The 12,858-nt window shown below is 58.9% G+C and carries 10 protein-coding genes and 2 pseudogenes; 8 read left to right on the plus strand and 4 right to left on the minus strand.

All coding sequences use genetic code 11. The features are described 5' to 3' along the window. Positions 1–25 precede the first annotated feature (25 nt). From L0Z65_RS14145 to L0Z65_RS14155, 3 genes are all read right to left on the minus strand, one after another. A complete protein-coding gene (locus tag L0Z65_RS14145; RefSeq protein ID WP_405108556.1) occupies positions 26–3,055 on the minus strand; it encodes an aminotransferase class III-fold pyridoxal phosphate-dependent enzyme in 3,030 nt (1,009 codons plus the stop codon). Between the two features lie 73 nt (positions 3,056–3,128). Beyond that, entirely contained in the window at positions 3,129–4,190 is a 1,062-nt protein-coding gene (hemH, locus tag L0Z65_RS14150) for a ferrochelatase (protein ID WP_405108559.1), read from the minus strand. Positions 4,191–4,317: 127 nt separating this feature from the next. Then, complete coding sequence (locus tag L0Z65_RS14155) at positions 4,318–5,148, minus strand: methyltransferase domain-containing protein (protein ID WP_405108562.1); 831 nt, start codon at positions 5,146–5,148, stop codon at positions 4,318–4,320. A gap of 14 nt (positions 5,149–5,162) precedes the next feature. Between L0Z65_RS14155 and L0Z65_RS14160 the strand changes: the two genes are divergently transcribed. From L0Z65_RS14160 to L0Z65_RS14175, 4 genes are all read left to right on the plus strand, one after another. Continuing rightward, on the plus strand, positions 5,163–5,891 hold the full coding sequence (locus L0Z65_RS14160) for a ComF family protein (protein ID WP_096872942.1): 729 nt from the start codon (positions 5,163–5,165) through the stop codon (positions 5,889–5,891). 84 nt (positions 5,892–5,975) lie between these two features. Continuing rightward, positions 5,976–6,233: a glutaredoxin 3 gene (gene grxC / locus L0Z65_RS14165; protein ID WP_014881502.1), complete on the plus strand. Its 258-nt coding sequence runs from the start codon at positions 5,976–5,978 to the stop codon at positions 6,231–6,233. Between the two features lie 38 nt (positions 6,234–6,271). Then, positions 6,272–7,102, plus strand: coding sequence for a carbon-nitrogen hydrolase family protein (locus L0Z65_RS14170; RefSeq protein ID WP_405108567.1), 831 nt, complete (start codon positions 6,272–6,274; stop codon positions 7,100–7,102). After that, complete coding sequence (locus L0Z65_RS14175) at positions 7,102–7,542, plus strand: MarR family winged helix-turn-helix transcriptional regulator (protein ID WP_027248348.1); 441 nt, start codon at positions 7,102–7,104, stop codon at positions 7,540–7,542. The genes L0Z65_RS14170 and L0Z65_RS14175 overlap by 1 nt, the downstream gene beginning before the upstream one ends. Positions 7,543–7,812: 270 nt before the next feature. On the opposite strand, the gene ubiG is transcribed toward L0Z65_RS14175, so the two are convergent. Then, a complete protein-coding gene (gene ubiG / locus L0Z65_RS14180) occupies positions 7,813–8,559 on the minus strand; it encodes a bifunctional 2-polyprenyl-6-hydroxyphenol methylase/3-demethylubiquinol 3-O-methyltransferase UbiG (protein WP_102898041.1) in 747 nt (248 codons plus the stop codon). Between the two features lie 49 nt (positions 8,560–8,608). Between ubiG and pip the strand changes: the two are divergent. The 4 genes and pseudogenes from pip (at position 8,609) to nusA (ending at position 12,849) form a co-directional block, all read left to right on the plus strand. Beyond that, a pseudogene (pip, locus tag L0Z65_RS14185) lies at positions 8,609–9,590 on the plus strand (prolyl aminopeptidase). Beyond that, positions 9,587–10,432, plus strand: a complete 846-nt coding sequence (locus L0Z65_RS14190) for an ABC transporter substrate-binding protein (RefSeq protein ID WP_102898040.1) — start codon at positions 9,587–9,589, stop codon at positions 10,430–10,432. Before pip ends, L0Z65_RS14190 begins: the two are co-directional and overlap by 4 nt. Before the next feature lie 200 nt (positions 10,433–10,632). Then, the gene (gene rimP, locus L0Z65_RS14195) at positions 10,633–11,223 is read left to right on the plus strand and encodes a ribosome maturation factor RimP (protein ID WP_024098844.1); all 591 of its coding nucleotides are present in this window, start codon (positions 10,633–10,635) and stop codon (positions 11,221–11,223) included. Then, positions 11,223–12,849: pseudogene (gene nusA / locus L0Z65_RS14200) on the plus strand (transcription termination factor NusA). The gene rimP and the pseudogene nusA overlap by 1 nt, the downstream one beginning before the upstream one ends. The last annotated feature ends 9 nt before the right edge of the window (positions 12,850–12,858 follow it).

Raw genomic sequence — 12,858 nt, forward strand, 5'->3', positions numbered from 1 at the left:
CAGGCCGATGCCGTCTGCGCGTGACCTAGTTTTCAGACAGCTCTGACAGGATGCTGTCCAGTGTTTTCAGGATCATCTCAATCCCCTCTGCATCTATCGTCAGCGGCGGGCGGATTTTCAGAATATTGTCTTTGGGACCTTCGCTGCCAATCAGGATGCGATGATCGCGCATCCGGTTTTTGACATAGGCGCAGATCTCGGAGGCCTCTGATCCATCGGCGCGGATCAACTCGACCCCGACAAAAAGCCCCATACCGCGCACATCACCGATTGCCTGATGGCGCGACTGCAGGTCACGCAGACCAGTGATCAGATCTGCCCCGCGCTGGCGGGCGTTTTCCTGCAATCCTTCGTCGTCGACAATATTCAACACTTCGGTACCGATGCGGCAGGACAGGGTGGAGCCACCAAAGGTTGAGAAAAACTCCGGCCCCTCGGCAAAGCTATCGGCGATGGCGCGGGTGGTGACGAGGACGCCAAGCGGATGGCCATTGCCAATCGGTTTGCCCAGAACAACGATATCCGGTGCAGCCCCCTGGTGTTCAAAGCCGAAGTAATAATCGCCTAAGCGCCCAAGCCCGGTTTGCACCTCATCGGCGATACAAATCCCGCCTGCAGCCCTGATTTTCTCATAGACTGCTGGCAGATACCCTTTGGGCGGGATGATCTGCCCGCCCACCGAGGGGAAGGTTTCGGCGATAAAACCAGCAACACCGTGACCGCTGGCCTGTAGCTTCGTAATGGCGGGATCAACCAGATCAGCGTATTTCTGCGCACGCTGCGGATCATCACGACGGTAGGTGCCGCGATAGTCATCGGCGACCTCTACCAGCTCAACCCAATCGGAGGGGCCAACCCCGCCTTTGGCATTGAACTTATAGGCCGAGATGTCGATGACACCGGTTGTATTGCCGTGGTAGCCGTGGTCGGGGGTCACCATTCCCTTGGCGTTGGTGTGCGCCCGTGCCAGCCGCAGGGCCAGCTCGTTTGCTTCAGTGCCGGAGTTGACGAAGAAGCAGACCTCCAGATGATCCGGCATTTTGGACAGTATTTTATCCGCAAAAGCGGTCTGTGCCGGATGCAGATAGCGGGTGTTGGAGTTCATTCGTTTCAGCTGGTCGGCTGCGACCGCCTGAATGCGCGGATGGGCATGCCCGACATGCGGGACATTGTTATAGGCGTCCAGATAGGGGCGTCCCCATTCATCAAACAAATGATGCTTCCAGCCGCGCAACAACATCACCGGGTCGCGGTATGTCAGGCTGAGGTTGCCACCAAAATGAGCACGCCGCCCGGCCAGAACCGTTGCTTTATCGGCTGGTTGATAGCTGACCCGAGCGGTGGGCAGGTTCAAGAGTGGCGCCGGGTTGGGGCAGAGCGCGGTCCAGAGTGCGAGGTCGTCCGGGTCCGCAACCCCGGGCCAGTCAGCTTCGATGCCTTCTGTTGACAGGGCAAGCTGGAAATGAACATGCGGCGCCCATCCCCCGTTTTGGTCAGCCGTGCCGAGCTGGCAAAATGGTGCGCCCTTGGCAATTTTGTCGCCAGCAGACAGACGCGTGCTGCACTCCGGATCAAGGTGACCATAGAGCGTATAAAACGCGTCGCCGCTGTCTGTGTGGTGTTTCAGGATCACAACACCACCGTAGTCCAGGTGATTGGCGCGATCTTCAACAACCAGCACTTCCCCTGCCAATGGGGCATGAAGCGGTTGTCCGGCGGGGGCGAAAACATCCACTGCTAGATGCACGGTGCGCCGATCGCTGGCTTTATACTCGCCGTTGCGGAAGGCAGGCGCAGTGTAGATCAGACGGGGCTCGCCGTAGTAGCCAAGCCACCAATCGCGGCCATCCTCGCCGGAAAACTCACGTCCAACCTCCGCAGCCTCGGCCAGTGGCATGTCAAACGGGTTCTGCGGCCAAGTGGACTCTTCGACAGAGAGGGATCCCATTGGCAGATCCGCCAGATCCCGCCCCATCAGGGGGGCGAAATCAGCTGAATGTTTCTCTAAATAGGCCAATACGCGGTCTGCGCCATCGACGACCGTCAGGCCGCAGGTTGCCCGCAGTCGCGCTGTGATCAGGGCGGGATGTTCACTCGGCTGGTCCAGAAACCGCCACGCCGGTTCCTGCGATATTGTGACATAGGGATCATCAGGATTGTCTTGAGCCTCCAAGGTGGAGTTGACGACACTGACGGCCAGCCGCATCCGCAGCAGCGGCCAGAGAAGACCCAGTTCTTCTGCCGTTAGCGGGGTCACAGTGTGATATCCCGACACCAGCGCCGCAAGCGCTCTCTGCGGTTGGGGGTGGTCAAGCACGATATAGGCAGCCGCAATGGCGAGATCACAGATCCGCGGTGCGGCACACATATCGCCAAGGTCGATCAGGCCGCTGACGGCGCGTGGCTCCGACAGTGCACCAGTGACCAGGATATTGTAGTCATTTGCATCATTGTGGATCGCCTGTTTTGGCAGAGCATTGAGCTGCGGTTTCAGGGATGCAAAATCGGCGTAGATCTCCGCAATCACCTGCTGCCTGCGGTTATCCGTGATGCAGGTTATGTCATCCTTGATCCAGTCTGCGGTCATCAAATCCCATTTGAACCTGCGCTCCAGTGCGGGATGCGCAAACTCTTTGAGCGCGCGGGTGGTTCCGGCAAGGGTCGCGCCGACCTCGCGGATCAGCTCTAGGGATTTTGGCGCGCTTTTGGCATAGCAGCGGCCGGGCAGCAGGGTTTGCACCCACACCAGCCGGTCTTCGCCGGTATCATCCTGGAGACTGAGGCACAGCTCTCCGGTGGTTGCAGCAACGGTGCGGGGGACCGGCAGACCAGGATCAGTTTTGTGGATATGCGCCAGTGCCGCGATTTGCATATCGACAAGATCGGAGGCGCAGCCGGGGCGCATGGCTTTCAGGATATAGCCCCGGCCGTCAGACGTGAGCGCGCGATAGTTAAGGTCATATTCCCCGTCCAACCGGGACAATTCGGCACGGATGCCCCAGTGGTCGTGCAGGACGGCGGCCCAGTGATCTTCGGCCAAACGGATTGCGGTCATGAAATGCCCCTGTTCAAAACTCCCAAGCCCCGTTGGCCGGGGCGTTTGGGCTATTTGGACCGGGGCGTGGCGATTAGTCCAGCCACCCTTTCAAATTGCGTTCGATCACACCGGACAGCGCGTCGATATGCTCCGCATCGTCGTTCAGACAGGGGATATAGAGAAACTCCTCTCCGCCTGCATGCTCAAAGCTCTCACGGATTTCCTCGTTGATTTCTTCAAGTGTTTCAATGCAATCGGCCGAGAAGGCCGGGGCGATCACGGCGATATTCTTCTTCCCATCCTTGGCGAGAGTGGCGACGTGATCCACGGTGTAGGGTTTCAGCCATTCCTCAGGCCCAAAAACCGATTGGAACGTGGTTGTGATCTCGGTGTCGGTCCAGCCGAGACGCTCTTTCAGAAGGCGTGTCGTTTTCTGGCACTGGCAATGGTAAGGATCACCCTGCATCAGATAGCGTTTTGGCATGCCGTGATAGGAAACCACGAGGATTTCGGGCTTTTTCTCAGCGGCGGCGTAGGCCTTCTCGACCGAGCGGGCCAGCGCGTCGATATAGGCAGGATCGTCAAAGTAGGGGGCTACTGTGCGCGCAGTCAGCTGCCAGGTCTCCTCCATCAGGGCGCGGAAAAACTGGTCATTGGCAGTTGCTGAGGTGGCGCCCGCGTATTGCGGATAGAGCGGCACGAAGAGGATTTTCTGGCAGCCCGCCTCAATCATTTCGCGGACCTTCGATTTTGTCGACGGATTGCCGTAGCGCATACAGAAATCCACCATAACCTCGTTGCCGTAGCGGTCTTGCAACGCTTCCGCCATAGCAGCGGTCTGGTCTTTGGTAATGGTCATCAGGGGGCTTTCGCCCTTGTCGTGGTTCCAGATGGATTTATAGGCCGCCCCCGATGTGAAGGGCCGTTTGGCCAGAATGATCAGCTGAAGCAGCGGCTGCCATTTCCAAGCCGGATAATCGATCACCCGTTTATCAGAGAGAAACTCGCTGAGATACCGGCGCATGGGCCAGTAACTGTAGTCGTCAGGCGTGCCGAGATTGGCCAACAGAACGCCAACTTTCGCCGGGGCGATTTTTGGGTGATCTGCCGGAGCGTGAGCGGGGCAGGTGGCGGGGGCAGTGGCGTCCAGCATCTGTCAGGGTCCTGTGCGGTAATCGGTCAGCGGATCGTGGTCCGCCCTAGCAATATGAAGATACGGCGGAAATAGCCAATTGGATCATTCCACCAGAGCCATAGGATAGACCTATGACCGGGACTGTCTACTTGGGCAGCGGTGTTTCTGGCACCTTAAGCGCATCTGCCAGACGGGCCTTCGCCGATCCAGGGCGCAGCGGTTTCTGCTGGGTTTCCGATGGCGACCAACCGGTCAAGCAAATCAGTTCGAATGTAGCGGGCAAAAGACCGTCCGCAGTGGCGTAAGTGGTGCGATAGATTTCTTCTGCTTCTGCAAAGAGACGGCGCGAGGGCGGCATCTTCTGTCGTTGGGTCATCGCATTGGTTTCGCCCATGCCACGCAATTCATGCATTAAATGTCGCAGGTCGCGGTATTTTGCCGTCAGCGGCACCACATCCGCAACGGGCAGCGCAAATCCGGCCCGCTGCAACAAGGCGCCCAGATCACGCACCTCGGCCATTGGGGCCACACGTGGGGAAAGCCCGCCTAGAAGCCGTGTTTCGGCGGTTGCCAGGGCGCTGCGCAATTCATGCAGGGTTTGCCCACCCAACATCACTACCAGCAGCAGCCCATCTTCGCGCAAGGCGCGGTGACATTGGATCAGCTGACCCACCGGATCATTGGCCCAATGCAGAGACATTGCATGGACCACAAGATCATGCGCGCCCACCGCCAGATCCAAGGTTTCGTCATCGGCCACATGTTTCGCATCGGGCAGACAACTCTCCCAGCCTTCGGCGAAAGGCGCCACCAGCGCTGGGCTGGTAAAGCTTCTGTTAACCATGGATAGCCGATCCTCAATCTCATCGCGGGCGATGTCATGCAGGAACAAGGCCTGAGGCGTCAGGCGGTTGCGATGGGCGGCGATGGCGCGGCGGTCGAACAGCTGCGGGCGGGGCGTCGTGGCTTGGGTCATGAGGGCTATTTAGGATGTTGAAGGCGCGGATACAAACGGCTGTTTCATTGATCTACCCCCCGCGTTGTCTGGCCTGCGGAGATTGGGTCGACAGTGACTTCGGACTCTGTGGTCCCTGTTGGCGCGACACCCCTTTCATCAGCGGAACCTGCTGTGACGGTTGCGGCGTTGCACTGATGGGAGAAGAGGACGGTTTCCGGCTTGAGTGTGATGACTGTATGGAACATCCGCGCCCTTGGCAGCAGGGGCGCGCGGCATTGTCTTACGACGGCACCGCGCGGCGTTTGATTCTGGCCTTGAAGCACGGAGACCGCACAGAAATCGCACGGCCTGCGGCGCGCTGGCTGGCGCGGGCCGCAACTACCTTATTGGCAGATACCCCGCTGGTGGCGCCGGTGCCGTTGCATTGGTCGCGGTTTTTGCGCCGTCGCTACAATCAGTCTGACCTATTGGCAAAAATCATAGCCCAAGACGCCGACTTGGACTATTGCCCGGATCTATTGCGTCGGACACGGCGTACCCCTTCGCTGGAGGGGCAGAGTCGCCATCAGCGCTACACGACATTGACGCAGGCGATCGCTGCGCATCCCAAACATGCCGAGCGGATCAGTGGCAGAATTGTCCTGTTGGTGGATGATGTGATGACCAGCGGCGCGACGCTCAGCGCGTGTAGCGAGGCCTGTCTTGACGCCGGGGCGACGGCGGTGCGTGTCGCGGTGCTTGCACGGGTCACGCACTCGTGATCTGAACGCGCTGGGGCTGGCAATTTCATCATGGACTGCCCAAGTTCGTGCCAAGCCAACAGATATGTTCAAACGGAGACCCGAATGAAACCGGTCGAAATCTACACATCCCCGCTTTGCGGGTTCTGCCATGCCGCCAAACGCCTTCTGACGCAAAAAGGTGTAAGCTTTGATGAAATCGACGTTTTGGCAAACCCGGACCGCAAGGCTGAAATGATTGAGCGTGCCAATGGCGGACGCACAGTGCCGCAGATTTTCGTGGGTGAGACCCATGTGGGCGGATGCGACGATCTTTATGCGCTGGACCGCTCCGGGAAGTTGGATCCGCTGCTCGCAGCCTGAGTTGCGGTATATAAAGTGATAGCCTGAGGAGGTGACAGATGCGTGCTGCTCTGCTTCAAATGACGTCAAGCGACCAACCCGCCGATAATCTGGCGATGGTGCAGCAGATGATCGCCGATGCTGTCGCGGGCGGCGCGGGGTTTGTGCTGACGCCGGAGGTGACCAATTGCCTGTCCGGCAGCCGCAGTCATCAGCAATCCGTCCTGCATCACGAGGCTGATGATCCGATATTGTCGGCCTTACGGGACACGGCGGCGCAGCATGGCATCTGGCTGTCGCTGGGGTCACTGGCGCTGAAGACGACGGACGCAGACGGGCGCTTTGCCAACCGCCAGTTTTTGATTGATCCGAAGGGTGAAATTGTCGCCCGTTATGACAAGATCCACATGTTTGATGTGGACGTCACGCCTGAGGAAACCTACCGCGAATCCGATGGATACCGTCCCGGTCACGAAGCGGTGGTTGCAGAAACCCCTTTTGCCGCGTTGGGGATGACCATCTGCTATGATGTGCGCTTTCCCTATCTGCATCGGCGACTGGCCAAGGCAGGGGCGCAGGTTCTCTTGGCGCCTGCGGCGTTTTCCCATGTCACAGGCGCCGCCCATTGGCACGCCCTGCTACAGGCGCGGGCCATCGAAACCGGCTGCTACGTGCTGGCTGCGGCACAGACTGGTACACATCCGGCCGCTCGTGGGCCGTCACGTCGCACCTATGGGCATTCGCTTGTTGTTTCGCCTTGGGGGGAAATCCTTGCTGATGGTGGCACGGATATCGGCATCACCTACATTGATCTTGACCTTGAAAAAGTGGCACAAGCGCGCCGACAGGTGCCTTCCCTGTCGCATGATCGAGAGTTTGACGGCCCCTGATGGATGATACAAATTCCCTTGCGGTTTCGCTGTTTAGCGAAATCCTGATGGCAGATCAGCTGGCGCGAACGCGGCTGGGACAGGTGCTGCCCAAGGGAATGGAGCTGTCGCATTTTTCCGTACTGAACCATCTGGCACGTACGGGCGTGGAGCGTTCCCCCGCGCAGCTGGCGAAGGCGTTTCATGTGACCCGTGGCGCGATGACCAACACGCTGGGCAAGCTGGAGGCCGCCGGATATGTCCATATTCGCCCGGATTGGGACGATGCGCGGCGTAAAATGGTCGCCATCAGCCCCGCCGGGCGGCAGGCACGCGATGCGGCGCTGGCGAGCATTGTGCCGATGATCTCCGAAGTGGTGGAGGAACTGGGCGGTGACCGGGTCAAATCCGCACTGCCAATTCTGCGAGAATTTCGCATCAAACTGGGCAGTCGCGACTGAACAGAGATATTTGCGCTGGGCGCGGCTCCCTCACAACGGAAAAGGACGCCTGCGAACAGACGTCCTTGGTGCCCCCCGTCAGGCTGGTCCGTGAGTGGTAGGCTTAACGACAGGGCGGCCCGGAACAAGGGCCTCTGTGCATTCACTCGGTGACAGGTCGGAACTTTTCGACCCTTGCCACTGGTTTACCACGGGTGGCGTATCGGCCCAACGGCGCAGAAGGATGATCACCTATCCTTAAGTATAGGAGCAGCTGGTTTTCGGTGCGTATCAGCGTGGTTTTGTGCTTGCGGTGACGTAGTTAACGCTGAGATCTCGGTCCGAAAGGGACCATGTCCAAAATACCGGGTTGAAGACAAATCCCTTGCGATCGACCGGCGTCAGTCCAGCCTTTGCCAGCAGGTCGAATAGCTCATCTGGGGTGATGAACTTCGACCATTCATGGGTGCCGCGCGGCAGCCAGCGCATCACCACTTCTGCACCAAAGATGGCCATCGCATAGCTCTTGGGATTGCGGTTGATGGTTGAGCAAATCTGCAATCCGCCGGGTTTCAGCAATTGCCGCGTGGCGGTTAGATAGCTGAGCGGATCGGCCACATGTTCGACCACTTCCATGTTGAGAACCACATCGAATTGTTCGCCCGCCTCGGCCAGTGCCTCAGCTGTGGTATGGCGATAGTCTATATCCAGCCCGGATTGCTGGGCGTGGACCTGCGCCACCGGGATATTGCCCGCTGCGGCATCCGCACCGACGACCTCCGCGCCCAAGCGCGCCATGGGTTCGCTCAAAAGACCACCGCCACACCCGATATCAAGCAGGCGCAGACCTGAAAATGGCGCATCTGACGACAGGTCACGGTCGAATTCTGCTGCGATCTGCTGCGTGATGTAATCAAGGCGGCAGGGGTTCAACATATGCAGAGGCTTGAATTTTCCGGTCGGATCCCACCATTCAGCAGCCATGGCTTCGAATTTTGCGATCTCGGACGGATCTACCGTGGATTGAGGCGCTTGCATTCCTGTCTCCGTGTGTTCTTTTATCAGTCAGGACTAAGTTAGGTCAGTAATGGACAAATACCCGTATCAAAAGCGCGCAGTGCAGTATTTGTACCCGCCCATCGAACCCTTCGACCAGCGTATGATCGATGTTGGGCAGGGGCACCATATCTATATGGAGCAAAGCGGCAATCCGGATGGCATCCCTGTGGTGGTCTGTCACGGGGGGCCGGGTGGCGGATCCAGCCCGGCGATGCGACGGTATTTTGATCCGGAGCGTTACAGGATTATCCTTTTCGATCAGCGGGGGTGCGGGCGGTCGCGGCCACATGCCTCCTGCGAGGACAATACCACCTGGCATCTGGTTGCGGATATGGAGATCATTCGACGCCTGATCGGAGTGTCGCAATGGATGGTGTTCGGTGGCAGCTGGGGGGCGACGCTGTCGCTGATCTATGCCCAGACCCATCCAGAGAGAGTGCGCCAGCTGATCCTGCGCGGCGTTTTCCTGATGACCAAGTCGGAACTGGACTGGTTCTACGGAGGCGGCGCCGGTCGGTTCTGGCCGGAAACCTGGTCGCGATTTGTCTCGCTGATCCCCGACGATGAGCGCAGCGACCTGATCGCGGCCTATAATCGGCGGTTGTTTTCGGGCGATATGGCAGAGGAGATCCGGTTCGGGCGGGCTTGGTCCGCGTGGGAGAATGCTCTGGCCTCTATCCACTCCAACGGCGTCTCAGGGGAAAGTCCCGGCGACTACGCCCGTGCCTTTGCCCGGTTGGAGAATCACTACTTCATCAACGGCGGCTTTCTCGACTACGACGGCCAGATCTTCGCCAATATGAGCCGCATATCGCATATTCCGGGCATCATCGTGCAGGGGCGGTATGATATGATTTGCCCGCCAACCTCGGCCTGGCGATTGAAGGAGCTGTGGCCAAATGCAGAGTTGAAGATGGTACGCAATGCTTAGCCATGCTCTGTCGGAACCGGGAATCAGCGCGGAACTGGTGCGCGCGATGGACCAGATTGCCGAGGAGCAGGAGCCATGACACGGATCGACAGACGTGCGCTGTTCACATCGGGGGCCGCCGCAGCCTTGTTGGCTGCCACAGGTGCGGCGCTTGCGGATGCCCCGCGGCCGGGCGGAATCCTGCGATTGGCTGTGCCGCGGGATGGTGATCTGATGGATCATGTGGCTCGTGGTGCTGTCTTTGATACGTTGACGGAAATTGGCCCGGATGGGTCATTGCGCCCTGAGTTGGCCACCCGGTGGAGCAGCAGCCCGGATGCGCGAATCTGGCGATTTGATATCCGGTCCGATGTGGCATTTCATAGCGGGGCGCAGCTGCAAGCCCAGGATGTGGCCGCCAGCCTGCGCAATAGCATTGTTGAGGCTGGTCATGTGGCGCGGGTTGAGGTGCTTTCCAAGGAGAGTATTCAGATTGTGCTGGGCGCCTCGAACCCGCATCTGCCTTATCTCTTGGCGGATGGCCGCTTTTCCATCGCTGCGGGGGGAGAGGTTTCATGCGATCTTTCTGCCGCAGATGGCACCGGATGCTACCGGGTGGAACGCGCACGCGCTGGGCGCGATTTTCGGGCGACGCGGGTGATGGATCACTACAAATCCGGTCAGGCCGGTTGGGTCGACACGGTCGAGCTGATTGTGATTCCGGATGCAGAGGTTCGGGCAGAGGCCCTGCGGGAAGGCTACGTTGATGTTGCGGCCTTACCTGCGCCCGATGGGGTGTTGTCGCGCGGCAGTTTTCACTACCATCCGTCGGCGAGTGATATGGCCTTGGCGGCGCGCCGGGATGTCGGCCTTCCCCGCAGGATCGGCGCCCGCTCAGCGCTGGATGATGGCCGTATCGCTGAACGCTGGTGGCGTGTCTGATCTGTGAAATTGCGATGTCTGGCTTGCGGGCCGCCTGGCCCCTGGCAGGCGACTGGGATCTGCCCCTTGCAGTTTGACCTGATACGGCGTATATGCCTTTCGTAACAGCGGCGCGTCGGGTTTTCCCCACAGCTCCACCGGAAAATTCAACGGGCCGCGCGCCCGTTTTTTTGTGCCCGAATCACAGATCTGGAATTCGTATGACCAATGACCTGATAGCCAAGGCAGCCATCGACCGTCGGCTTGCCGAGATCATCACTCCGGTGATCGAAGATCTCGGTTTTGAGCTGGTGCGTATTCGGCTGATGTCTGGCAAGACCACCACGCTGCAAATCATGGCGGATAAGCCGGACGGCGGCATTGAGGTTGATGGCTGTGCCGAGATCTCCAATGCGGTTAGTGCGACGCTGGATGTAGAGGATCCGATCCTCGACAGCTACGCACTGGAAGTGTCCAGCCCCGGCATCGATCGTCCTCTGACTCGCCTCAAGGATTTCGAGATGTTCGAAGGCTATGAAGCCAAGATTGAAACCAGCGAGCTGATCGATGGCCGTCGCCGTTTCAAGGGCGAGCTAGCGGGTGTCGAGGATGACGAAGTTCTGATCAACATCGAAGAACATGGCGAGACTGTCACCATCGGCTTGAAATTCGATTGGTTGAGCGACGCCAAGCTGGTTCTGACCGACGATCTGATCAAAGAAATGCTGCGCCAGCGCAAAGCTGCGGGCACCCTGAACGAAGACGCATTCGACGAAATCGAGGCCGATGGGTCCGAAGAGGAGAAAAAGTAATGGCTATCACATCAGCAAACCAGTTGGAGCTTCTGCAGACCGCAGAAGCCGTGGCGCGCGAAAAGATGATCGACCCTGGTTTGGTTGTCGATGCGATGGAAGAGAGCCTGGCGCGGGCCGCCAAGAGCCGCTACGGCAGCGAAATGGACATCCGTGTATCCATCGACCGCAAGACTGGTCGTGCGACCTTCACCCGCGTCCGCACCGTGGTCGAAAATGACGCTCTGGAAAACTACCAGGCGGAAATGACTGTTGAGCAGGCCAAGCAATATATGGCCGATCCGTCGGTTGGCGATGTTTTTGTCGAGGAAGTGCCTCCGGTCGAAATGGGCCGTATTGCCGCCCAATCCGCCAAGCAGGTGATCCTGCAGAAGGTGCGCGAAGCTGAGCGTGATCGTCAGTACGAAGAGTTCAAGGATCGTGCCGGCACCATCATCAATGGTCTGGTAAAGCGCGAAGAATACGGCAATGTTATCGTAGATGTGGGCGCTGGCGAAGCCATCCTGCGCCGCAACGAGAAAATTGGCCGCGAGAGCTACCGCCCCAATGATCGGATCCGCTGCTTCATCAAGGATGTGCGCCGCGAGCCCCGTGGCCCGCAGATCTTCCTGTCGCGGACCGCGCCGGAATTCATGGCTGAGCTTTTCAAGATGGAAGTGCCGGAAATCTATGATGGTGTCATCGAGATCAAGGCCGTGGCCCGCGACCCCGGTTCGCGCGCGAAGATCGCTGTGATCAGCTATGACGGGTCCATTGATCCGGTCGGCGCCTGTGTCGGTATGCGCGGTTCGCGGGTGCAGGCCGTGGTCAATGAGCTGCAGGGTGAAAAGATCGACATCATCCCGTGGAACGAAGATCAGCCGACCTTCCTTGTGAATGCGCTGCAACCTGCTGAAGTGTCGAAGGTTGTTCTGGATGAAGAAGCTGGCAAGATCGAAGTTGTCGTGCCCGAAGAGCAGCTGTCGCTGGCCATCGGCCGTCGTGGTCAGAACGTGCGTCTGGCGTCCCAGTTGACTGCGCTGGACATCGACATCATGACCGAGGAAGAGGAATCGGCCCGCCGTCAGAAGGAATTCGAGGCGCGCACCAAGCTGTTCATGGAAACCCTGGATCTGGATGAGTTCTTCGCCCAGTTGCTGGTCTCCGAAGGCTTCACCAACCTCGAAGAGGTTGCCTATGTCGAGCTGGACGAACTGCTGGTCATCGACGGTGTTGACGAAGGCACCGCCCAAGAGCTGCAGGCCCGTGCTGCGGACTATCTGGAAGCGCAGGCAAAAGCAGCAATTGACGCGGCCCGTGCCTTGGGTGCTGAGGACAGCCTGATTGACTTTGACGGTCTGACGCCCCAAATGGTTGAAGCGTTGGCCAAGGATGGCATCAAGACGCTGGAAGATTTCGCCACCTGCGCGGATTGGGAACTGGCTAAGCGGCTGGACCACCAACAAAGGTGAGCGCGTCAAGGACGATGGTATTCTTGAACCCTTCGATGTGTCGCTGGAAGACGCCCAGACGCTTGTCATGACTGCCCGCGTTCTGCTGGGTTGGGTGGATCCCACCGAACTGGAAGCAGACGCTGAAGAAGACGCCGACATCGAAGACGGCGAAGCAGAAGAAGGCGAAGCCTGATATCAGGCC

This window comes from Phaeobacter sp. BS52 (assembly GCF_045040595.1).
Lineage (GTDB): Bacteria > Pseudomonadota > Alphaproteobacteria > Rhodobacterales > Rhodobacteraceae > Phaeobacter > Phaeobacter piscinae.

What these genes read in the sequence shown, in the direction of transcription:
- L0Z65_RS14145 (WP_405108556.1), bottom strand. Translation starts at nt 3,055, where the DNA reads ATGACCGCAATCCGTTTGGCCGAAGATCACTGGGCCGCCGTCCTGCAC.
- ubiG (WP_102898041.1), bottom strand. Translation starts at nt 8,559, where the DNA reads ATGCAAGCGCCTCAATCCACGGTAGATCCGTCCGAGATCGCAAAATTC.
- L0Z65_RS14160 (WP_096872942.1), top strand. Translation starts at nt 5,163, where the DNA reads ATGTTGAAGGCGCGGATACAAACGGCTGTTTCATTGATCTACCCCCCG.
- hemH (WP_405108559.1), bottom strand. Translation starts at nt 4,190, where the DNA reads ATGCTGGACGCCACTGCCCCCGCCACCTGCCCCGCTCACGCTCCGGCA.
- rimP (WP_024098844.1), top strand. Translation starts at nt 10,633, where the DNA reads ATGACCAATGACCTGATAGCCAAGGCAGCCATCGACCGTCGGCTTGCC.
- L0Z65_RS14155 (WP_405108562.1), bottom strand. Translation starts at nt 5,148, where the DNA reads ATGACCCAAGCCACGACGCCCCGCCCGCAGCTGTTCGACCGCCGCGCC.
- grxC (WP_014881502.1), top strand. Translation starts at nt 5,976, where the DNA reads ATGAAACCGGTCGAAATCTACACATCCCCGCTTTGCGGGTTCTGCCAT.
- L0Z65_RS14175 (WP_027248348.1), top strand. Translation starts at nt 7,102, where the DNA reads ATGGATGATACAAATTCCCTTGCGGTTTCGCTGTTTAGCGAAATCCTG.
- L0Z65_RS14190 (WP_102898040.1), top strand. Translation starts at nt 9,587, where the DNA reads ATGACACGGATCGACAGACGTGCGCTGTTCACATCGGGGGCCGCCGCA.
- L0Z65_RS14170 (WP_405108567.1), top strand. Translation starts at nt 6,272, where the DNA reads ATGCGTGCTGCTCTGCTTCAAATGACGTCAAGCGACCAACCCGCCGAT.